The sequence below is a fragment of the Acinetobacter sp. MB5 genome, from assembly GCF_003261585.1.
Classification (GTDB): domain Bacteria; phylum Pseudomonadota; class Gammaproteobacteria; order Pseudomonadales; family Moraxellaceae; genus Acinetobacter.
In genome coordinates, this window is the sequence record NZ_POVU01000001.1 from 180461 (window position 1) to 202028 (window position 21568).

At 40.7% G+C, this 21568-nt stretch carries 21 protein-coding genes; 11 read left to right on the forward strand and 10 right to left on the reverse strand.

All coding sequences use genetic code 11. The features are described 5' to 3' along the window. Positions 1–33: 33 nt before the first annotated feature. The 7 genes from rseP to rimO form a co-directional block, all read right to left on the reverse strand. Positions 34–1389, reverse strand: a complete 1356-nt coding sequence (rseP, locus tag C1A47_RS00835; RefSeq protein ID WP_111891484.1) for an RIP metalloprotease RseP — start codon at positions 1387–1389, stop codon at positions 34–36. Next, positions 1389–2588: a 1-deoxy-D-xylulose-5-phosphate reductoisomerase gene (gene ispC, locus C1A47_RS00840; RefSeq protein ID WP_111891486.1), complete on the reverse strand. Its 1200-nt coding sequence runs from the start codon at positions 2586–2588 to the stop codon at positions 1389–1391. Before ispC ends, rseP begins: the two co-directional genes overlap by 1 nt. Continuing rightward, entirely contained in the window at positions 2589–3413 is an 825-nt protein-coding gene (locus C1A47_RS00845) for a phosphatidate cytidylyltransferase (protein ID WP_111891488.1), read from the reverse strand. Between the two features lie 3 nt (positions 3414–3416). Further along, positions 3417–4169 carry a polyprenyl diphosphate synthase gene (gene uppS, locus C1A47_RS00850; protein ID WP_111891490.1) on the reverse strand — a complete coding sequence of 251 codons (753 nt, stop codon included), beginning with the start codon at positions 4167–4169 and terminating at the stop codon, positions 3417–3419. A gap of 3 nt (positions 4170–4172) precedes the next feature. Further along, entirely contained in the window at positions 4173–4727 is a 555-nt protein-coding gene (frr, locus tag C1A47_RS00855) for a ribosome recycling factor (RefSeq protein WP_111891492.1), read from the reverse strand. Between the two features lie 72 nt (positions 4728–4799). After that, on the reverse strand, positions 4800–5528 hold the full coding sequence (gene pyrH / locus C1A47_RS00860; RefSeq protein WP_111891494.1) for a UMP kinase: 729 nt from the start codon (positions 5526–5528) through the stop codon (positions 4800–4802). 58 nt (positions 5529–5586) lie between these two features. Continuing rightward, positions 5587–6930, reverse strand: a complete 1344-nt coding sequence (rimO, locus tag C1A47_RS00865; RefSeq protein WP_111891496.1) for a 30S ribosomal protein S12 methylthiotransferase RimO — start codon at positions 6928–6930, stop codon at positions 5587–5589. A 361-nt stretch (positions 6931–7291) separates the two neighbouring features. On the opposite strand from rimO, the gene glnL reads away from it, so the two are divergent. From glnL to C1A47_RS00890, 5 genes are all read left to right on the forward strand, one after another. Further along, the gene (glnL, locus tag C1A47_RS00870) at positions 7292–8401 is read left to right on the forward strand and encodes a nitrogen regulation protein NR(II) (RefSeq protein WP_111891498.1); all 1110 of its coding nucleotides are present in this window, start codon (positions 7292–7294) and stop codon (positions 8399–8401) included. Further along, entirely contained in the window at positions 8388–9881 is a 1494-nt protein-coding gene (gene glnG, locus C1A47_RS00875) for a nitrogen regulation protein NR(I) (protein ID WP_111891500.1), read from the forward strand. Before glnL ends, glnG begins: the two co-directional genes overlap by 14 nt. Before the next feature lie 236 nt (positions 9882–10117). Next, entirely contained in the window at positions 10118–10789 is a 672-nt protein-coding gene (locus tag C1A47_RS00880) for a TetR/AcrR family transcriptional regulator (protein ID WP_111891502.1), read from the forward strand. Positions 10790–10869: 80 nt separating this feature from the next. After that, positions 10870–11790, forward strand: coding sequence for an ornithine carbamoyltransferase (gene argF / locus C1A47_RS00885; RefSeq protein ID WP_111891504.1), 921 nt, complete (start codon positions 10870–10872; stop codon positions 11788–11790). Between the two features lie 175 nt (positions 11791–11965). Next, the gene (locus C1A47_RS00890; RefSeq protein WP_111891506.1) at positions 11966–12190 is read left to right on the forward strand and encodes a DNA-binding protein; all 225 of its coding nucleotides are present in this window, start codon (positions 11966–11968) and stop codon (positions 12188–12190) included. A 46-nt stretch (positions 12191–12236) separates the two neighbouring features. On the opposite strand, the gene C1A47_RS00895 is transcribed toward C1A47_RS00890, so the two are convergent. Beyond that, positions 12237–12929: an LrgB family protein gene (locus C1A47_RS00895; protein ID WP_111891508.1), complete on the reverse strand. Its 693-nt coding sequence runs from the start codon at positions 12927–12929 to the stop codon at positions 12237–12239. Positions 12930–12941: 12 nt separating this feature from the next. After that, positions 12942–13361, reverse strand: coding sequence for a CidA/LrgA family protein (locus tag C1A47_RS00900; RefSeq protein WP_227539719.1), 420 nt, complete (start codon positions 13359–13361; stop codon positions 12942–12944). A 117-nt stretch (positions 13362–13478) separates the two neighbouring features. Between C1A47_RS00900 and C1A47_RS00905 the strand changes: the two genes are divergently transcribed. After that, positions 13479–14384, forward strand: coding sequence for a LysR family transcriptional regulator (locus tag C1A47_RS00905; protein ID WP_111892167.1), 906 nt, complete (start codon positions 13479–13481; stop codon positions 14382–14384). Here C1A47_RS00905 and C1A47_RS00910 read toward each other — a convergent pair whose 3' ends face one another. Further along, positions 14385–14999: a superoxide dismutase gene (locus tag C1A47_RS00910; protein WP_111891510.1), complete on the reverse strand. Its 615-nt coding sequence runs from the start codon at positions 14997–14999 to the stop codon at positions 14385–14387. A gap of 349 nt (positions 15000–15348) precedes the next feature. Here C1A47_RS00910 and C1A47_RS00915 point away from each other — a divergent pair, with 349 nt between their 5' ends. From C1A47_RS00915 to C1A47_RS00935, 5 genes are all read left to right on the forward strand, one after another. Beyond that, positions 15349–17583, forward strand: a complete 2235-nt coding sequence (locus C1A47_RS00915) for a TonB-dependent siderophore receptor (protein ID WP_111891512.1) — start codon at positions 15349–15351, stop codon at positions 17581–17583. 48 nt (positions 17584–17631) lie between these two features. Then, complete coding sequence (locus C1A47_RS00920; protein ID WP_227539709.1) at positions 17632–17919, forward strand: hypothetical protein; 288 nt, start codon at positions 17632–17634, stop codon at positions 17917–17919. Continuing rightward, positions 17916–18212 carry a hypothetical protein gene (locus C1A47_RS00925; RefSeq protein WP_111891514.1) on the forward strand — a complete coding sequence of 99 codons (297 nt, stop codon included), beginning with the start codon at positions 17916–17918 and terminating at the stop codon, positions 18210–18212. Before C1A47_RS00920 ends, C1A47_RS00925 begins: the two co-directional genes overlap by 4 nt. Continuing rightward, positions 18209–19846, forward strand: a complete 1638-nt coding sequence (locus C1A47_RS00930) for a PepSY-associated TM helix domain-containing protein (RefSeq protein ID WP_111891516.1) — start codon at positions 18209–18211, stop codon at positions 19844–19846. Before C1A47_RS00925 ends, C1A47_RS00930 begins: the two co-directional genes overlap by 4 nt. A 254-nt stretch (positions 19847–20100) precedes the next feature. Continuing rightward, positions 20101–21564, forward strand: coding sequence for a SulP family inorganic anion transporter (locus tag C1A47_RS00935; RefSeq protein ID WP_111891518.1), 1464 nt, complete (start codon positions 20101–20103; stop codon positions 21562–21564). Positions 21565–21568: the final 4 nt, after the last annotated feature.

Genomic DNA, 21568 nt, shown 5'->3' on the forward strand with positions numbered 1-21568 from the left:
TTTTCCACTAAGTTGAATTTTCCGTCAATTCTGTTATAAACGCATAAAATCATTAAATAAAGCAAGGACCATCATACTACCAAGCAATACCATCCCGATTTTAAAACCAATCATTTGTATTTGTTCAGAAACAGGTTTACCTCGAATCGCTTCTATAAAGTAATAAACTAGGTGCCCACCATCAAGCATTGGGATGGGTAACAGGTTTAAAATCCCCAAACTTACACTCATCAATGCCATAAATGAAATAAAAGTTTGCCACCCCATTTCAGCACTTTGTCCAGCAACTTTTGCAATTGTGATTGGACCTGAGAGATTTTCCAAGCCAATTAAACCACGAACCATTTTGGTCATCGAGTTTAAAATCATACTGGAAATTTCACCTGTCTTTTGTACCGCTTTTCCAAACGCTTGTACAGGCGTATATTGAATTGTTTGCTTATATTGATCAGGAACATGCACATGTTGAGACTTGGTTTGCACACCAAGCATTCCTGTCACATTCCCCATGTTGTCTCGCTTACCCTGAGGCATAACTTGCAACTGCAAGGTTTTTCCTTGACGTTCAACATCAATTTTAAGCAGTTTTTCTGGTGATTTTTGCACGATATCGACAACATCAAACCAATCTGGAGTTCGAACTCCATCTATTGCAATAATTTTGTCACCTTTTTGTAGCCCTTGACGAATCGCAGCACCATCGGGCACTAACTGATCAATAATGGGTTCAATTTTTGGTCGATAAGGTAAAAATCCCAAAGTATCCAGAGCAGACTGGCTTTGATCTTTTAAGAAATGCTGAATCGGTAAACTAAAATTTTTCAGTTGACCATGATGTTCAGCTTGAACCTGAATCTGTCCAGTTTCTCCAGCTCGATCGACCAAAGCAAAATTTAATGTTTCCCAGCTAGTCGCATTCCGACCATCAATCGCAACAATTTTATCGCCAACTTCCAATCCAGCCATTGCAGCAGGTGTATCAGGAACAATTTTTCCAATCCGTGTATTCAGTTGTTCTTGCTTGGGTAAAAATAAAATCCAAAACAATAAAATCGCAAAGATTAAATTAATAAGAGGACCAGCAGCAACGATCGCAATACGCTTCCAAGGTGCTTGTCGGTTAAATGCAAGTGGAAGTTCCTCAGTTTTCACCTCAGCTTCACGTTCATCTAGCATTTTGACGTAGCCCCCCAAAGGAAGTGCTGACAAGCGATACTGAATACCTGATTTTTTCGAGGTCCAATTGAGTAATGTCGGTCCAAAACCAATGGAATAGACCAAAACTTTAACACCTAATTTCCGCGCGACCCAATAATGACCAAATTCATGAATAGCGATCAGTGGCCCAAGCAATAAAATTGCAGCAACCACCATAAATAAAATACTCATTATTTTAGACCCAAAGCATCGACACGCTGAGTTGCTATATTACGAGCAAACTGATCTGCTTGTAAAATAGTCTCCAACGAATTTGCTTGTGCATTCTCCATTGTATTTAGAGTATGTTCGACAACTTCAGGAATTGCTGTAAATTTAATTTTTTGTTGTAAAAAAGCGTCTACAGCAATTTCATTGGCAGCATTTAAAATTGCTGGTGCAACACCACCAGCCTGCATCGCATGGCGCGCCAAATTCAATGCAGGAAATTTCGTAGTATCAGGTTGTTGAAAATTAAGCTGCTGATGCACAAATAAATCTAAAGCATCTACGGGCGTAGAGATACGTTTAGGCCAAGCCAATGCATGTGCAATTGGCGTGCACATATCAGGATTACCCATTTGAGCCAAAGTCGAACCATCCACATATTGAACCATAGAGTGAATAATACTTTGTGGATGAATAACAACTGTAACAAAATGTTCTAAAATTGAAAATAAATGACAAGCTTCGATTAATTCCAGACCTTTATTCATTAAAGTTGCCGAATCAACCGAAATTTTCTGTCCCATAGACCAATTAGGATGCTTACAGGCTTGTGTTGGTGTTACTGCACGTAGTTCATCTAATGGTGTATTTAAAAATGGCCCACCAGATGCGGTCAGTAAAATACGGGAAACACCTTGCTTTGGTTGGCCTGTACGCTCTGACTGGCAATATCCATTAGGCAAACATTGAAAAATCGCATTATGTTCTGAATCTACAGGCAGCAATAACGCCTGATGCTGCTCTGCTGCTTGCATCATGATTTCGCCTGACATCACCAATGCTTCTTTATTTGCAAGAAGCACTCGCTTACTGGCTTTTACTGCTGCCAATGTTGGTAAAAGCCCTGCTGCACCAACAATTGCCGCCATAACAATATCAACTTGTGGATGTTCAGCAACTGCAATTAAGCCTGTTTCATCAACCAAAATCTCAACATTACAAACACCATGCTGCTTAAAGAGCTGTGCCAGTCGATCCTGCTGTACAGAGGGAACAACTGCAATCTTAGGCTTAAACTGTTTACATATTTCAACCAGTTTTTCTAGTCGACTATACGCTGTAACCGCAAAAACCGAATATTGCTCTGGATGTTGTTGTAGTACTTTTAAAGTACTTTCACCAATGGAACCCGTTGCGCCCAATATACAAACAGATTGAGACATTTATAGATCTACACCAATAAGTTTTAATAAATAAATTCCTGTTGCAAAAATTGGTGCTGCTGCAAGCAATGAATCAATACGATCCAGCACACCACCATGCCCAGGAAGAATCCGACCCGAATCTTTTACACCTGCTCGACGTTTAATCATCGATTCAAACAAATCACCTTGAACCGAACCAAGCACTGTAAAAATCGATAAAATCAGGAATAATAAATGTTGTAATAAAGTTAAATGTAAATATTGGCTTTGAACAATAACCACAATAATGCCTGAAGTAATCAGACCACCAATTAAACCTTCAACAGATTTATTTGGACTGACATTTGGTGCCATTTTACGCTTGCCAAGCTTACGGCCAACGAAGTAGGCACCACTATCTGCACCCCAAACCAACAGGAACAAATACATCAACCACCATGGCGAACGTTCCCATACGGAAAAGATAGCACTGACAGCTGCTGAAATTAAAATCAACCCGACAAGATTTAAGCTCTTGTTATACCAACCATCATATTCAGGGAAGTTTTTAACCCAGTAGGTACTTGTTAACCAGATCAGGATAGATGCAATCCAAAAAAGAATGGTGATGTCATGAACATATAACGCAACAACTGAAACGATCAGCGCGATAAATGCATATCCCCAGACAAAAAAAGGTCGTATTGATGCATCCTGCTTTGGCATTAATTTATACCACTCATACCCAGCAATTGTGGCAGCAATCACCATCAAAGCTTGCATAGGGTAATGCGAGGTTGTAGCAAACATACAGCTTAAAACAATTGCTACTAAGACCAACGCGGTTTTAATCCGCTCAAACATGTATTATTTCTCAGTGTTCTCTTGTTGGATTTGCTCAGAGGTTTTACCAAAACGGCGTTCACGCTCTGCAAATACCTTAAAGGCTTGATTGAGTTCTTGTACTGTAAACTCAGGCCACAATGTTTTTGTAAAATAAAGTTCTGCATACGCAGATTGCCATAACAGAAAGTTAGAGATGCGATAATCTCCGCCTGTACGAATCAGCAAATCTACCGCAGGCAAATCTCCAAGATGAATGTATTGACCAAACAATGTCGGATTAATCTGATCAACCGTAATTTTATGATCAAGCACATCTTGAGCAATACGTTTAGCTGAGTCTGCAATATCCCACATACCACCATAACTAATTGCAATGGTTAAGGTCATCTCTGTGAAATGTGCAGTTTGTTGTTCAGCTGTATTTAAAAGCTCTTGTAGATGTATTGGAAGACGAGAACGCTCCCCTATAAAACGCAACGCAATTTCAAATTTGATCATGCGTGGAATTTGTTCATGGACTGTTTGCTCAAGCAGATGCATGAGCAAGTCCACTTCAGGTTGTGGGCGATTCCAGTTTTCACTTGAAAAAGCAAAAACTGTTAACGCCTGAACACCAAGCTCGCGACAGCGTTCCACGATTGGATCAAGTGAATTCTTCCCTTCTCTATGTCCTGCCCCTTTTTCAAGGTGCATTTTTTTAGCGAAGCGATTGTTGCCATCCATAATAATGGCAACATGCTCAGGAAGATGGTGAATGCCGTCTAAACTCGTCATCCATTAAACCTTCATTAACTCTTCTTCTTTAGCAGCCAGACGTTTATCAACTTCAGCTACATATTTGTCAGTGATTTTTTGTACATCTTCACTTGCACGGCGCTCATCATCTTCAGAAATTTCTTTTTCTTTCAACAATGCTTTTAAATCACCCAGAACATCACGGCGAATATTACGAATCGCAACTTTGGCATTTTCAGCTTCAGAACGCGCAACTTTCTGCATATCACGGCGTGTTTCTTCAGTCAGTGCTGGAAGTGGAACACGAATTGCGTCAGCAGTAATTGGATTTAGACCCAAATCACTTTCACGAATTGCTTTATCAATTGCAGAAACCATTGTACGTTCAAATGGTTGAACAATCAGTGTACGTGAATCTTCAACACCAACGTTTGCAACTTGGTTTAATGGCACATCAGAACCATAGTAAGGAACCATCACACTATTTAAGATAGATGGGTGCGCACGGCCAGTACGAACTTTTGCAAACCCTTGCTCTAAGGATTCGATTGATTTTTGCATTCGCTGTTCGCTGTCTTTTTTAAGATCGTTAATCATATGATCTTCCTTACTTTCTCAAGATATAGATAAAATTAGCGCTAGTATAAAGAGCTTTCCCTGTCACGTATATTACTTCGTAACAAGAGTTCCTTCTTTTTCACCCATCACCACTGAAAGCAGCGCACCTGATTTATTCATGTCAAACACTTGTAACGGCACATTATGATCACGACATAAACAAATCGCTGTCAAATCCATCACACCTAACTTTTCATCCAAAATTTGGTCAAAAGTCAGACGGTCATATTTCACAGCATCGTCATATTTGCTCGGATCTTTATTGTAAACACCATCAACTTTGGTTGCTTTTAAGATAAGATTTGCTTCAATTTCAATACCACGCAAACACGCTGCTGTATCCGTAGTAAAGAATGGATTACCTGTACCCGCAACGAATACACATACTTCGCCTTGACTCAAATGACGAATCGCATCGCGGCTTGAATAGGGTTCAACCACTGTACCGATCGACAAAGCAGACATTAAACGGGTTTTAATGTTACGACGTACCAATGCATCACGCATTGCCAAACCGTTCATGACAGTTGCAAGCATTCCCATTTGGTCACCTGTTACACGGCCAACCAAACCATCTTTTTGCAATTGGCTACCGCGGTAGAGGTTACCACCACCAACAACGATGCCGACTTGCACACCCAAACCAACCAAATGTGCAATAGAAAGTGACATTTGATCTAGAACTTGAGCATCGATCCCCATTTCACGGTTACCTGATAATGCTTCACCAGACAACTTAAGTAAAATACGTGAGTAACGAGGGCTATTTGTTTCTGCCATGACTGTGCTCCGAAAGCGTTTTCATTCGAATAAAGTTAAATGTGTGTATATTGGCTGATTAACTTGCTTTAATTTTAATCAATTTAGCGTACAGATCATATTCATCTGCATCGGTAATTTCGACCTCTAGCAAGTCACCCTCTTTAATTTGTGATTTATCAATGTCTTCAACAAAAACATTGCCATCAATTTCAGGGGCATCTGCATAAGAACGAGCAACCGCAACTGGATATTCATCTTCAAGACTATCTACCAATACAGTCATGGTTTGACCAATGCGTTGTTGTAACTTCGCTGCTGAAATCGCTTGCTGCACCTGCATAAAGCGTTCATAACGCTCTTGTTTGATTTCTTCAGGCACATGATCTGGCAAATCGTTTGCTGTTGCACCTTCTACAGGAGAATAGGTAAAGCATCCAACACGATCCAGCTGAGCTTCTTGCAACCAGTCAAGTAACATTTGGAAGTCTTCTTCGGTTTCACCTGGGAAGCCAACCACGAATGTTGAACGAATCACCAACTCAGGACATTTTTCACGCCAAATTTTTAAACGTTCAAGTGTATTTTCACTGTGCGCTGGGCGCTTCATGAGTTTTAAAATACGTGGGCTTGCATGTTGGAATGGAATATCCAAATATGGCAGGATTTTGCCTTGCGCCATTAAGTCAATCACGGCATCAACATGTGGATATGGGTAAACGTAGTGTAAACGCACCCAAATACCAAGCTGACCCAATGCTTCACACATATCATAGAATTTGGTCTTAACAGGCTGACCATTCCAGAAGTCCAACTTGTATTTAGTATCGACACCATAAGCAGAGGTATCTTGCGAGATCACCAGCACTTCTTTTACGCCTGCACGTTTTAATGCAGCCGCTTCTTCAAGTACAGAACCGACTGGACGAGATACTAGATCACCACGCATGCTTGGAATAATACAGAAGGTACAACGGTGGTTACAGCCTTCAGATATTTTCAAATATGCATAATGTTTTGGCGTTAGACGAATTCCTTGCTCAGGAACCAAGTCAATAAATGGATTATGTTTTGGTGGTGCAGGGACATATTCATGTACGGCTTCCATAACATCCTGATAGGCTGCTGCGCCTGTCACTTTCAAGACATTTGGATGCATTTGACGAATTTTGTCTTCATCTTTCCCCAAGCAGCCTGTCACAATCACGCGACCATTTTCACTCATGGCTTCGCCAATCGCATCTAACGACTCTTGTACCGCAGACTCGATAAAACCGCAGGTATTAACAACAACAAGGTCAGCACCATCATAATCTGATGCAACCTGATAACCCTCAGTACGCAACTGGGTTAATATACGCTCAGAATCGACCAATGCCTTAGGACAACCTAAAGAAACAAAACCGACTTTGGGGGATTTCATGCAACAACACTCCACTAGAATGCGCGTATTGTATGACTTTTCCCTGCATAAGCATAGGTATAAACGGTAATGTTTCAGTCACGCACCAAAATATTGCTTACTATTTAACAAAACAAATTTATAGCACCATTATAGTGCACATACCTCCCCTTTTTGATACTGTTTAAGGCGTTTATCTCACGTGTTTGATTTTAGATCACTTAAAAACCATTTTTTTGCTTGAAAACAAGTCATTCTAAAAAGTTGGCGTGCATTTTGCTTTAATTAGGCTACTTTTAATTTTAGAAAATGTTCCATAACAGGGAGCAACCACAATGAAGAAGATGCCATTGCGCTATTTTACATCAGGAAGATTACGCTAATGGATCCTACTCCAACGATTGATTATCGTCTATTGGTTGATAATTTAACCACAGCCATCTTATTGGTCGATAAAAATCTAAACATTTTTTATCTAAATTCATCATGTGAAGCACTTTTTGACATGAGTCTTTTGCGTGCTTCAGGTATGCCTGTCATTCAGCTACTTCAAGCACCGAATGACACTTTTGATACGCGTGAAGCTTTATTCAATACCTTAAATACAGGTCAAGCCTATACACGTCGTGAAGCCATCATTAATGTTAATTTCAAAGACATTCATGTGGACTATTCGGTTTCGCAGCTCAATGCAGGTCGTCCATATCATCCTTTATTGTTGATTGAACTCAATCCAATTGATCGGATGCTCAAAATTTCGAAAGAAGAAAACCTGATTCAGCAACATCAAGTCACTCGACAGCTTATTCGTGGTGTTGCACATGAGATTAAAAACCCTTTGGGTGGAATTCGTGGCGCAACACAACTTCTGGCTCGCAGCTTAAACGATCCACAATATAATGAATTCACTGACATTATTATTAATGAAGTTGATCGCTTAAGAACATTAGCAGATACCATGCTCGGCTCGCGTCAATTACCAAGCTATGTCGATGTCAATGTCCATGAACCGTTAGAACGTGTGCGCTCACTGATCACCAATCAAACCAAAAAGAAAATCAAGATTACCCGTGATTACGACCTGTCCCTACCCGATGTCAAGGCAGATCGAGACCAATTGATTCAAGTGATGCTCAACATCAGTGTCAATGCTGTTCAAGCCATGCTTGAGCACAAGGATTTCTTCCAAGAGCACAAGCCTGAACTGATTTTACGTACACGCATTCAACGTCTTGTCACCATTAACGGAATTTTGCACCGTTCAGCTGTACGAGTTGACATTGAAGATAACGGGCCAGGTATCCCAGAAGAAATTTTAGAGTCCGTGTTTTATCCACTCGTCACAGGCCGTGCCAATGGCACAGGGCTTGGTTTGAGTATTGCACAAAATATTATGCACCAGCACAACGGGATGATTGTCTGTCATTCTGTCGCTGGTAAAACAGTTTTTAGCCTATATTTACCTTGGGAGTCGCAACATGTCGCGAAATAAAATTTGGGTCATTGATGATGATCGCGCCATGCGCTGGGTGCTGGAAAAAACATTCAAAGAAGAAGGTTTTGATGTCACCAGCTTTGAGGAAGCTCAAAGCGCTTTAGACCAACTTCTTCATGAAGCTCCAGACGTTATTTTAACTGACATCCGTATGCCTGGAATCGATGGTCTAACTTTTCTAGGCAAGGTAAAAAGCAGCCATCCTGATTTGCCTGTGATTATTATGACCGCACATTCTGATTTAGAGTCTGCCGTGTCTAGTTATCAAACGGGTGCGTTTGAGTATCTACCGAAACCCTTTGATATTGACGAAGCTCTAGCTTTAGTTAATCGTGCAATTTTGCACATTACCAAATTACAGCAACAAGAATCTGCTAATAAAACCAGCTCACCAATTCATTCGACTGAAATTATTGGCGAATCACCTGCCATGCAGGAAGTTTTCCGTGCGATTGGTCGTTTATCACAATCTCATATTACTGTTCTGATTAATGGTGAATCAGGTACGGGTAAAGAGTTGGTCGCTCACGCACTGCATCGCCACTCACCGCGCAAGAGCAAACCATTTATTGCACTCAACATGGCTGCGATTCCAAAAGATTTGATTGAAACCGAATTGTTTGGTCATGAAAAAGGTGCTTTCACAGGGGCAAATACACAACGTCAAGGTCGCTTTGAGCAAGCCAATGGCGGTACATTGTTCCTCGATGAAATTGGTGACATGCCGTTTGAAACGCAAACCCGTTTGTTACGTGTTTTGGCAGATGGCGAATTCTACCGCGTTGGTGGACATATCCCCGTTAAAGTCGATGTACGTATTGTTGCAGCAACTCACCAAGATTTGGAAAAACTGGTTAATGAAGGTCGTTTCCGTGAAGACTTGTATCATCGTCTCAACGTTATTCGTATTCATATTCCAAAATTAGCGCACCGCAGTGAAGATATTCCAATGCTGGCGCAGCACTTTCTGGCACAAGCTGGCAAAGAACTTGGCGTTAGTCCAAAAATCTTACGTCCAGAAACCATTAGCTATATGCAGCAATTGCCTTGGCAGGGTAACGTTCGTCAATTAGAGAACACTTGTCGCTGGTTAACGGTGATGATCACAGGTCGAGAAGTGTATCCTGAAGATCTTCCGAATGAGCTAAAACAAATTCCTATTCAGAAATCGGATGATGCTGGCAATGCCGTCGCAACCCAAGAACGTGTCAGCATCCAGCATTGGGATGAACTTTTAGCACAATGGGCGGTACAAAAGTTACGCAATGGTGAAATGAAAATTTTGGATATTGCAACACCAATGTTTGAGCGCACGCTCATTAATGCAGCGTTACAACAAACCAGAGGACGCAAGCGCCATGCTGCTGAACTCCTTGGTTGGGGTCGTAATACACTGACTCGTAAACTCAAAGAACTCGGTATGGACTCTGCCGATGACGATGAAGAAGAAGATCAAAAGCTCTCAACACTAGACTAAGTTCAGCGAGATTTGAAAAGCCATGCTCAGCATGGCTTTTTTATTGAGATGAAGCCTAAATGAAAATTGCAAAAAGATACATAAAAAACCAACACTAAGTGTTTGTTAGCAATCTATTTTTCAACAAATTAAAGTAAATAGACCTTAAGCGGACAATTGTAGAGCTTGGTCTTGAGCCATTTTAGTCCAGATTTGTTATACTTAAAAATCAATCGTGATATCTTCAATAATTTTCTATGTCAGATCCTATTCACTGCTATTGCAACGTGCCTCCACAAACCAAACGTGGATTTGAACGACATCTTGCCTTTGTAATATCTGCTACAGAACTTTTTTTAGATAAAGGATATGACGCTGTTTCACTCGATGACATCGTTAACCACGCGGGAGGTTCAAAAGCCTCTTTATATAAATACTTTGGCAACAAAGATGGTTTATTTAAAGCGATTTGCGATTATCGCCGTGATATTTTCTTTAAAGAATTATTTTTAAAAATATCACTACAAAACAATGAGTTAAAAGAGTTATTAACGAGCATTTTACAGAATTTTTATCAACATATTTTAAAACCTGAAAATCGAAAATTTGTCCGACTACTCTTTGAACAAACCAAGCACAACCCTGAGCTTGCAGTTTATTTATACGAAGAATGCCCAGAAAAAATTCTACATAAAGTCAGTCATCGGCTACAACAAGCTCATGAACAAGGTCAGATTGTTTGTGAACGACCAATCAACTCTGCACAAATGTATTTGGGTATACTCTGGCATTTTGAATGGCAAGTGCTCATGGGCGTTGATCCCCAAGAGAGTCTAGAAGAAATTACCGACTATATTGAATATAGCATCGATCACTTCCTAAAAGGCTTGCAATATCGAGAAGTTTTTGGAAAAACAAGCAGTTTATAGTATAGTAGCCGATTACTTTTTTCTTTAACGAACAACTAATTGTTGATGCCATCGCGATTCAACAATTATGTGGAGTAACCATGGCTCTACGGCATTTCCTTACCTTACGTGATCTTTCTACAGCAGAACTCAATCGCATTATTGCACGTGCGCAAGAATTAAAGCACTTGCAACACGAAAACACGGTTTATCAACCTTTTGTTGGTAAAGTTCTCGGCATGATCTTTGAAAAATCAAGCACACGTACCCGTGTTTCATTTGAAGCAGGTATGTGCCAATTTGGCGGTAGTGCAATCTTTTTATCTCCACGAGATACTCAACTTGGCCGTGGCGAACCAATTGAAGATTCAGCACGTGTGATTTCAAGCATGCTTGATATTGTGATGATTCGTACTTTTGGACATGACATTGTAGAGCGCTTTGCATCTTTCTCTAAAGTTCCTGTGATTAATGCATTGACCGATGATCACCACCCTTGTCAGCTTCTTGCCGATGTTCAAACTTATGTTGAACACCGTGGCAGTATTGAAGGCAAAACAGTCGCGTGGATTGGTGATGGCAACAATATGTGTAATTCATATATTGAAGCAGCACACATGTGGGGCTTTAAGCTGAAAATCGCTGCGCCGAAAGGCTATGAACCAAAACCTGAGTTTTTGTCTGAATTTGCACACTGTGCAGAACTTGTAGACTCAGCAGAAGATGCTGCTGTGAATGCTGATCTTATTGTGACTGATGTCTGGGCTTCAATGGGTCAGGAAGAAGAGCAAAAAATTCGTGAAAAAGCATTTGCGGATTATCAGGTCAATGAGCACCTCATGAGCCTTGCTCACCCTGACTGCTTATTCATGCACTGTCTACCAGCTCACCGAGGCGAAGAGATTTCTGAAAACATGCTTGACCATAAAAATGCTGTGGTTTGGGATGAAGCAGAAAACCGCCTACATGCACAAAAAGCCTTAATGGAATTTTTGTTGCTTGAAAATCTTAAAAAAGACTAATTTTTAAGAGCCTCTTCGGAGGCTTTTTTTATGCCAGATTCACTTAAACAAACACGAAAATGTTGACATGAAATGGTGTATAAATTTAAGGGTTTTGTTGAATTTTGCTAATAAAGCTTGTCACTACATGTTTGCCCGATATCCTATAGATGTCTTTTGACTATGTACAAACAATATGAAAACTGAAAACTTTGTTCTGATTGGACAAGCTTTATTTGGTGAATCCTGGCAAAGCCAAGTCGCTGATTTTTTAAATATTGATACGAATGACATTCAAGATTGGATTCGTTCCGATCAGATTCCAAATTGGGTCAATGATGATTTAATTAAACTAGCCGATATGCGGCTTGAACAAATGCATCATGTGATTGATGTTTTACATAATAAATCCGTTGCTTGAATCTAAAAAAGAGGCTTGTAAAAAGCCTCTTTTTTTCATCTAAATTCTAAAAATATGCAAACCATAAATGAATCGCGGTAGGCCCAACCAGTACCATCAAAATTCCTGCAATCACCATCGTCAAACTGGCAATCACTCCTTCTTCACTATCACGTTGGCGAGCACGGACAGTACCAAAGCCATGTGCACCATTACCAAAGGCTGCACCATTTGCAATATTGGAACGAATTCTGGTTAAGGCCAAAACAAAGTCACCGCAGACCATACCAAATAGTCCTGTAATCATGGTAAATAGTGAAACCAGAGCTGCTGAACCGTGAATATTTTCTGCCAAAGCAATTGCAAATGGTGTAGAAATCGAACGTGCCATTAAACTATGTGTCACTTCAGGACTAAATTTAAATAATTCAGCCAACTGATATGCACTTACCACACCGACCGTCATACCCACGACAACAGCCAAGGATAATACCCCTAGATGCTGGCGAATCATCGCACGATAGCGGTAGATTGGTACTGCAAAAGCCACAGTTGCGGGCCCTAACAAATTGACAATCCACTGTGTATCCTGCTGATAAGTCTGGTAAGAAATTCCAAAAATCATCATTAAAACAATTGTAAGTACAGGCACTAAAATCGCAGGCGAAAGCCAAAGTTTCGGATATCGACTATAAATTTTTTTAGAGATGACATAAGCAACTAGTGTCCAAACCAAACATAACCCAGCCCAAAGATTCATTGTCACTGCTCCTTAGCGTAGACCATGCTGCAAGCGTTTACGGGCATGCCAGTATTTTTTAAGACGATAGGCATAATGAATCGTTAAACTGGTACTCAACATCACCAGCATAGTTCCCAAACCAATACTCACGACAATTTGCCAGCCTTCACTTAGAAATAGTTGCTTGTACTGAACTACAGCAACCGCAATCGGGATAAATAGCAGAACCAACTCAGCCAATGCCGCATCTGCACCCAAAGCCACTTGTTCGAGCTTAATCCAACCTGTAAACAGACAGGCCAATAATAAAAACATGCCTAAAATACCTGAGGAAATTGGCAAGCTTAGTTTTTGATGGATGAGGTTTCCACACCACCAGAAAATGGCCAAAACTCCCAGTTGCAGCAAGAGTTTGAGCAATTGTTTACCCATATTGAGCTTAGTATTCATGGCGAGTTTAAAACAGCATTTTGCATTTGATAGAATCATATTAAATGCAAATCCGTATACCAAATATGAATTATTTAATTTAAAATTATGCCAATTTGGAATAATAAAATTCATCCTATGCTGTCGTTCAAATTACTGCGCTGTTTTGTGACTTTGGTCAAAACTAAAAGCTTTACCCAAACTGCGGATGAACTGCATCTGACCCAACCCACCATCAGTAAAATGTTGCAACAGCTTGAAGATCAGCTTGGCGTTCAACTCTTGGTCAAAGCCGAATTTGGACGAAAACGACAAGTTGAACTGACAGAAATTGGTGAGCGAATTTATCAGCATGCTTTGGATTTACTACAAACCCAGCAGAATATCTTTCAGGAAATTGAAAACTATCAATCTCTGAAAACTGGCACACTCAGATTGGGTGTCCCTCCACTTGGTGCTCAACTGCTCACGCCTGCCCTTTTTGACTACCATCAACAATGGTCAAAAATTGAATTGTCTTTTTTAGAGGTCGGTTCACGTGGTATCGAGCAAGCCCTGTTAAATAACGAACTCGATGTCGGCGTATTATTACAGCCCTTCGATACTGATATTTTCAATGCGATTGAACTGTGTGATTATCCCTTAATGGTGCTGTTACGGCGCGACTCTCTTTGGGCAAACCGCTCATCCATTCGTTTAGAAGAATTACAGCAACAGGCTTTTTTAATGTTTCCTGAGAATTTTTCTCTAAATAGCATCATTATGAATGCATGTACACATCTGGGTTTTGAACCGAATATTGTCTGTAAAACCAGTCAGTGGAATCTACTGGCTGACATGGTTTTACAGCGCATGGGCATTGCTCTTTTACCGCAGTACTATACCAATATGCTAGATGCTCAATTATTTGCCGCGATTCCATTACAACAGCCAGATATTCGTTGGCATTTATTTATGGCATGGAAAAAAAATTATGCCATTTCTCCTGCGGTACAAGCATGGACCAAAATCATGCATCAGCACTTTCCACACAAAAAAACCTGATTAGGCGTTCAGTGCAGCCTGATAACGGCGGGCAACTTCATTCCAGTCAACTACTTCATAAAATGCCGCAATATATTCAGGTCTGCGGTTTTGATACTTGAGATAATAAGCATGCTCCCAAACATCTAAACCTAAAATTGGGGTATTCCCCCACATCAAAGGTGAATCCTGATTGGCACTGCTTTCGACAATGAGCTTTTTTTCTGGTGTAACCGATAACCATGCCCAACCACTACCAAAACGTGTCAGCGCAGCTTTGGTAAATGCTTCTTTGAAAGCTTCAAAACCACCAATATCACGCTGAATTGCTTGCGCTAATTCAGTTTGTGGCTCTCCTCCTCCTTGTGGACTCATCACTGTCCAAAACAAACTATGGTTCGCATGTCCACCTGCATTATTGATGACCGTTGCCTTTAACTGTTCAGGAACATGTTCAACTTGAGCAACCAGCGCTTCTACCGTTAATTTTTCCCAATCTGTTCCTGCAATTGCCGCATTAATATTGTTGATATAGGTTTGATGATGTTTGGTGTGATGAATCTGCATCGTTTGAGTATCAATATGCGGTTCGAGTGCATCATAAGCGTATGCTAATTCAGGTAATGTATAAGCCATTTCATGAAATCCAATATTTGAATGATAATTATTTACACAAAGAACCTGACATATACCCGATTTTCATCAATCTGAATAGCCCAGATTTGATGGGATGTGCTCAATCAAAATGGCTTTTTCATATTTCCATCATGTTTTAACCCTTAAAATCTAGAATAGATTTTTACTATCTATATAAATTAAAGCTTAATAAAAAAATATAAATACTTATATAACAAATAATTAATTAAATATTAAATCTACATAAATGATTATTTAAATCATTAAATCCATTATCAATAATGATAATGATTTTTATTTAGTTTATTATTGTTTTGTTTTTTGTAACACAATCATAGCGATGACAATTATGCAGCAACATATATTCAAATTCCGCCCTTTGGAACTTGTTTTAGGAATTCGTCAGATTTTATTATTCGGGATCTCTGCTTCTTTACTATCTACAGCAACATTTGCCAGTGAGGAAAGTACGCTTCCAACCATTACAGCGCATGCAAATCAAGATGCAACCACAAGTTATACCGTTAAAAAAAGTAGAAGTGCCACCAAACTGAATTTAGCCCTGAAAGATACACCACAATCTGTCAGTGTCATTACCAGTCAGCAAATTGAAGATGCCAATCTTACCTCCGTGGAAGATGTACTCAATCAAACACCTGGTGTTTCTATGCAACGTTATGGAGCAAAAGGGGCTGTTGGAAATGGTGGGGAATATACTTTTTACTACGCTCGTGGTAAGCAAATTATTAATTATCAAGTCGATGGAGTAATGACCTCCCCGTCGCTAGACAGTAAAAATGGTTCAGTGATCAGTAGCTTAGATCCTGCTATCTATGAAAATGTAACCGTTGTCAAAGGTGCAACAGGTTTAACCAATGGCGCAGGCTACCCAAGTGCAAGCGTCAATTTTAATCGCAAGCATGCCAATAGCACCGAGCCAAAAGGTGAAATCAAAGTCAGCGCAGGCTCATGGAATACCTACCGTACCCAACTTGATGTGCAAGACAAACTGAACCAGTCAGGCAGTGTTCGCGGTCGTGCAGTTGCTGTATATGGGCAAGGTGATTCATGGCAAGACTGGGGTGACAATCGCTCAGCAACTTTATATGGGATTGTCGATGCCGATTTATCAGATCAAACGACCGTTTCAGTCGGTGGCATGCTCAGCCGCAATAAAATTACAGGGCAAGGTGTTCATGGTTTAGATATGTATGGGGCTGATGGCAGCATTAATCCCTACAGCCCGAGTTTTAACTCCAGTGCACGCTGGGCATATAGCAAAGTCGATACATTCAATGCCTTTGCTCAACTAAAACATCAGTTTGATAATAATTGGATTTTACAGGCAAACTATAGTTATACCGAACAAGATATCAAATCGCTCTATGGCGTCATTGGGGTTGCTTCTGCCAACTACACTACCAATGTTGCCTCTCTGGCTGCATCTCAAAACAATTTCAATCCCAAAGAGCATAGCCTTGATGTTTCAGCGTCGGGACCTTATCAACTGTTAGGACGTGAACATGAACTTATGCTTGGTGCAAGCTATCAATATGTCCGCAATAACAATGACAACTTTAATGGCTGTGACTCAAGCACCGATACCTGTACGGTAGATTTATCGACATGGAACGGTAATGTTGCCGTACCATCAGGAGCAACCCGTGTAATTGGGGTCAACAATAAAGAATATCAGCAAGTGGGTTACTATGCTGCAACTCGCTTGAACCCGACTGATCGCTTGCATGTGATTTTGGGGTCACGTTTATCTGACTATACCTATCGTTCACATGTTACCACCACGACCAAAACCACTGACTCACGCATGAGTGCCTATGCTAAGTTAACGCCTTATGCAGGTATTACCTATGACATTTCGCCAAATGTCACGGCGTATGCGAGCTATACCAACATTTTCATGCCGCAAACCTATCGGGATTACAACTACAACCTACTTGATCCCCAAGAAGGTAACAACTATGAGGCAGGTTTAAAAGCAGCTTTCTTAGATAACAGAATCAATCTCAGTGCAGCATATTTCCAATCCAAAATGGACAATGTTGCCAACAGTGGGACGGTTTATGGCTCAAATATTCCAAGCAGCCTGACAGGTGTTGTCAGTTCAACCAGTAGTTATTACAGTGCTATTGATGGCGTAATCACCAAAGGTTATGAACTTGAAGCCTCAGGTGAGATCCTAGAAGGTTGGAATGTTCAAGCAGGTTATAGCCATGCCAAATCCACCAAAAGCGGAATTAAACAAAACACGACCATTCCTGAAGATCAATTCAAACTATTTACAACCTACAATCTACCGATTTGGGATAAAAAGCTGACCATTGGCGGTGGAGTAAACTGGCAAAGTGCATTTTATAGCAGCAGTGTTTCAGGTACCAAATATATTGCCTATAAACAAGACGGCTACGCATTGGTCAATTTAATGGCGAAATACCAGCTTACGCCAGCATTAAGCGTTGCTTTAAATGTTGACAATGTCACCAATGAAAAATATCGCCTGAACTATTGGGCGGCTACTTATGGAGATCCGACTAGCTATACCGCATCTCTCAGCTATAAATTTTAATTGAAGTTCTTTAAACACCCCTGAGCTTATGCTTTGGGGCTTTTTTAAATGTTAGACCATAATTATCCGAGTATCTTTATGAAAATTCTTGGACTACTGTTGATTGTGATCGGTTGTGGCGTGCTGTATTGTTGCCACCCAAATCAATCTTTACTCAAGCAACCACTTGCCAAAACTTATCGTGGTTTAGCCATTATTTTTTCTGTCAGTAGCCTATTGATTTTGTGGTGGGTTCTACCCAAAGTCGTGGCTGTTTTATCGTGGCTGATCTGTATCACTGTCGTGTGGAGTTTCTTGCCGTTTGTTCCTCTATTTAAACTAACAGGTCGGTCATGAAAGCTAAAACTCAACACCCGATTCAACCTGATTGGTGGAGCAAAACCATCGCTGGCGGAGTCTTGGGATTTACTCTTGCACTGATGATAGGTTGTTTGGTTTTTCTGATCGGTCAACCATTTCTTGATGCTAGTGTTTTAGCACAAATTGCCATGTGGAGTATTCCTTGGAGTTGGCTCCCGATTTTCTTTGCCTGTTATTTCATTCCTAGAGGTTGGCAAGCCTTACTGATCATGCTGTTTGCCAATCTGATTGCGGGTTTAGCTGTGTTTTTACTAAGAGGTGCTGTATGAAAGTCCGTGCAGATATCATGAAGCTTTCAAAAAGCATGCATACATGGGTTGGGATTTTTGCAGGGATTCTGCTCTTTATCTGCTTTTTTGCAGGCGGCTTAAGCATGTTTCAGCATCAGCTGAGCCAGTGGGCAACGCCTCCTAATCAAGTCCTGCCGGCCGTGCAAGTTCAGCAACTCAATCAGTTAATTGCCAATGTTCAACAGCAACACCCCGCAGCTCAAAAGAGTTTTACCTTAAATATCAACTCGACTGAATTTCATTATGCTCCCATGATGTGGACAGAAGGTCGCGGTGGTGGACGCCATGCTGTCGATGCAACTCAAAAAACATGGCTTGCCAGCTTAGATGAACAAGGTCAGACTCTCATCAAACAAGAACCTTTGGTGCAACCAGGACATTTGATTGAGCAATTACATGAAACCGCGAGCATTCCTGGAACACTTGGACATGACAGTTTAGGGGTTACTTTAATGGGTGTGGTGTGCGTATTGTATTTTCTAGCTTTATTTTCAGGTTTGATTTTACTACTACCCACATTGGTCAAAGACTTTTTTGCCATTCGTGCGGGGAAAAATAAAAAACGCTTCTGGCTCGATACCCACAATGTGATTGGGATTACCAGTTTGCCTTTTCATGTCATCATTAGCGTGACTGTAGTAGTTTTTGCATTTCATGATATTTTTTATGACACGCTACAGTTTGCATCTAAACAGAAAAAATCATTTTTCCCGCCCCCAGCAGAACATGTCATTGATCAAGCTGTACCAAAATTAGATATCAATCAGATTTTAGCTCAAGTCAAAAAAGTTTCACCTCAATATTCAGTGAGCTATATTCAATTCAATAACTTGAACCAACCTGAAAAAGCCAATGCACGCATTGCAGTTTATAGCAGTGATCAAATGCTACGTGGTGCAACACAAGACTTTATGACCATGAACCCCTATAAAGTCAGTGAATACAACAACAAATTTCTAAATACTGAAACAGGTGCTTGGAATAAACTCGTCACTTCGATGTTCAGCCTACACTTTGGTAGTTTTGGTGGCACAGGGATTCGCTGGATGTATGTTTTACTGGGCTTGGCGGGCGCATTTTTGTTCTACTCAGGCAATATTTTATGGGTAGAAACTCGTGCTCGTAAACGCAAGAATCCGAATGATGCGATTCCTGAGCAACGTCAAGATGTGCGTTTATTAGCCAGCTTAACAATTGGCAGTTGTTTAGGTTGTGTCTTGGCGATTTTTAGTAGCATGTTAATCGGCAAATGGAGTTATGCACTCTTTAACCCATTATCCGTCACTTTAAATCAACTGTTTATTTATATTTATTATGTGGTGTTCTTAGGCTGTATTAGCTATGCATTTGCAATTGGTGCAGCCAAAGCATTACCACAATTTTTACTGGCGATTGCAATGGTCTTGCTCGCAATTCCACTGACCGCAATTGTATCCTATATCATGCCAAGTTTAGGTTTGTGGCACTACACAGGTGATCTGATTTGGATTGATATTATTGCATTACTGATCGGTTTATTGTTTTTACGTTTTTATCGACAAGCCAAACGGCGTTCAAAAACAGCCGATCAAGGTTCATTATGGGCGGCTTCCTCTTCAACAAGTCTGTCATAAGAAACACGCTTTAGGTTTGGTATCAGCATTTGCCAAATCTAAAGCTACCTTTAATCCAACAAATTTGCTATGCTTTATATTCTCTAGAATTGTTCTCCGTTATATACATGCAAGTTACGCCACCTTAATTTCTCGTTTTCTGCTTGAGTAATTTTGTCATCACCAGTATTTGACTCGTGATGTGGTGTCGTCTGTGTGCTTATATATCACATCACGAGCCTAATTGTTTTTTCTTCTTAAATTAGGTTTTTTCTATGTTTTCAACGTATCGACAGCAATGGTTCGGTCATATTCGTGCCGATATTTTGTCTGGCCTCGTCGTCGGCTTAGCGCTGATTCCTGAAGCAATTGCGTTCTCGATTATTGCTGGGGTTGACCCGAAAATCGGTTTATATGCCTCTTTTTCAATGGCAGTTGTGATTGCGATTGTCGGTGGTCGACCTGCCATGATTTCTGCGGCTACAGGGGCTATGGCGCTCCTCATGGTCACGCTGGTCAAAGACCACGGTTTGCAATATTTATTTGCCACCACCATTTTGACGGGTCTTTTACAAATCATTGCAGGGAAAATTCGCCTTGCCAACCTAATGCGCTTTGTCTCTAAGTCTGTGGTAATTGGGTTTGTGAATGCCCTCGCTATTTTGATTTTTATGGCACAGCTCCCTGCCTTATACAACGTCAGCGCTTGGGTCTATGTGTTTGTCGCACTGGGTCTTGCGATTATTTACCTATTCCCTTATGTGCCTAAGATTGGCAAGCAAATTCCATCGCCACTGGTTTGTATTATTGTGATTACTGCTTTGGCTTTGCTGTTTAATGTGCATGTTCCAACAGTCGGCGACATGGGTAAACTACCTGACACGCTGCCGATGTTTCTGATTCCAAATATTCCTTTGAACTTGGAAACTTTACAGATCATCTTCCCTTATGCAGCAGCCATGGCAGCCGTAGGCTTACTTGAGTCGATGATGACCGCAACCATTGTCGATGACATGACCCATACCACCAGCAACAAACATCAAGAATGTGTGGGACAAGGCGTTGCCAACATCGTGACAGGTTTCATGGGGGGGATGGCGGGTTGTGCCATGATTGGACAGTCCATGATTAACATTAAGTCAGGGGGTCGTGGACGTTTATCGACATTCTTTGCGGGCGTGTTCTTGTTTATTTTGGTGGTGTTTATTCACGACTGGCTGAAAGTCATCCCAATGGCAGCACTCGTCGCAGTCATGGTTATGGTGTCTATCAGTACCTTTGAATGGAAGTCGATCACTCAATTTCATAAAAACCCAAGTAGCAGTAATGTGGTGATGATTGCCACCGTGATTGTGGTTTTAGCAACACATAACTTGGCATTAGGTGTCATTACAGGTGTCTTGTTATCAGCTGTATTTCTTGCCAACAAACTGGAAAAACAATTGCAGTGTCAAATTACCGATACCGAAGAACAGCGCGTCTATCAAATTCAAGGGCAAGTATTTTTTAGCTCAGCGAAGAAGTTTGCTCAATTGTTTGAATATCAACATAGTCAAAATCGAATTGTGATTGATTTGGAACAGGCACACCTTTGGGATGTAACGTCAATTGAAACGCTAGATCAGGTGATTGGCAAATTTAAACGCAATGGAATGGACTGTGAAATTCGTGGATTGAATGCTGCCAGTGTGCAGTTGCTGCAACAACATGCCACACAGGCGCAGTTACATTTGAGTTAAGCTA

Bases quoted from the DNA above. Each gene is read 5' to 3' on its own strand.
- rseP (WP_111891484.1), bottom strand. From the start codon at position 1,389: ATGAGTATTTTATTTATGGTGGTTGCTGCAATTTTATTGCTTGGGCCA.
- ispC (WP_111891486.1), bottom strand. From the start codon at position 2,588: ATGTCTCAATCTGTTTGTATATTGGGCGCAACGGGTTCCATTGGTGAA.
- C1A47_RS00845 (WP_111891488.1), bottom strand. From the start codon at position 3,413: ATGTTTGAGCGGATTAAAACCGCGTTGGTCTTAGTAGCAATTGTTTTA.
- uppS (WP_111891490.1), bottom strand. From the start codon at position 4,169: ATGACGAGTTTAGACGGCATTCACCATCTTCCTGAGCATGTTGCCATT.
- frr (WP_111891492.1), bottom strand. From the start codon at position 4,727: ATGATTAACGATCTTAAAAAAGACAGCGAACAGCGAATGCAAAAATCA.
- pyrH (WP_111891494.1), bottom strand. From the start codon at position 5,528: ATGGCAGAAACAAATAGCCCTCGTTACTCACGTATTTTACTTAAGTTG.
- rimO (WP_111891496.1), bottom strand. From the start codon at position 6,930: ATGAAATCCCCCAAAGTCGGTTTTGTTTCTTTAGGTTGTCCTAAGGCA.
- glnL (WP_111891498.1), top strand. From the start codon at position 7,292: ATGGATCCTACTCCAACGATTGATTATCGTCTATTGGTTGATAATTTA.
- glnG (WP_111891500.1), top strand. From the start codon at position 8,388: ATGTCGCGAAATAAAATTTGGGTCATTGATGATGATCGCGCCATGCGC.
- C1A47_RS00880 (WP_111891502.1), top strand. From the start codon at position 10,118: ATGTCAGATCCTATTCACTGCTATTGCAACGTGCCTCCACAAACCAAA.
- argF (WP_111891504.1), top strand. From the start codon at position 10,870: ATGGCTCTACGGCATTTCCTTACCTTACGTGATCTTTCTACAGCAGAA.
- C1A47_RS00890 (WP_111891506.1), top strand. From the start codon at position 11,966: ATGAAAACTGAAAACTTTGTTCTGATTGGACAAGCTTTATTTGGTGAA.
- C1A47_RS00895 (WP_111891508.1), bottom strand. From the start codon at position 12,929: ATGAATCTTTGGGCTGGGTTATGTTTGGTTTGGACACTAGTTGCTTAT.
- C1A47_RS00900 (WP_227539719.1), bottom strand. From the start codon at position 13,361: ATGAATACTAAGCTCAATATGGGTAAACAATTGCTCAAACTCTTGCTG.
- C1A47_RS00905 (WP_111892167.1), top strand. From the start codon at position 13,479: ATGCTGTCGTTCAAATTACTGCGCTGTTTTGTGACTTTGGTCAAAACT.
- C1A47_RS00910 (WP_111891510.1), bottom strand. From the start codon at position 14,999: ATGGCTTATACATTACCTGAATTAGCATACGCTTATGATGCACTCGAA.
- C1A47_RS00915 (WP_111891512.1), top strand. From the start codon at position 15,349: ATGCAGCAACATATATTCAAATTCCGCCCTTTGGAACTTGTTTTAGGA.
- C1A47_RS00920 (WP_227539709.1), top strand. From the start codon at position 17,632: ATGTTAGACCATAATTATCCGAGTATCTTTATGAAAATTCTTGGACTA.
- C1A47_RS00925 (WP_111891514.1), top strand. From the start codon at position 17,916: ATGAAAGCTAAAACTCAACACCCGATTCAACCTGATTGGTGGAGCAAA.
- C1A47_RS00930 (WP_111891516.1), top strand. From the start codon at position 18,209: ATGAAAGTCCGTGCAGATATCATGAAGCTTTCAAAAAGCATGCATACA.
- C1A47_RS00935 (WP_111891518.1), top strand. From the start codon at position 20,101: ATGTTTTCAACGTATCGACAGCAATGGTTCGGTCATATTCGTGCCGAT.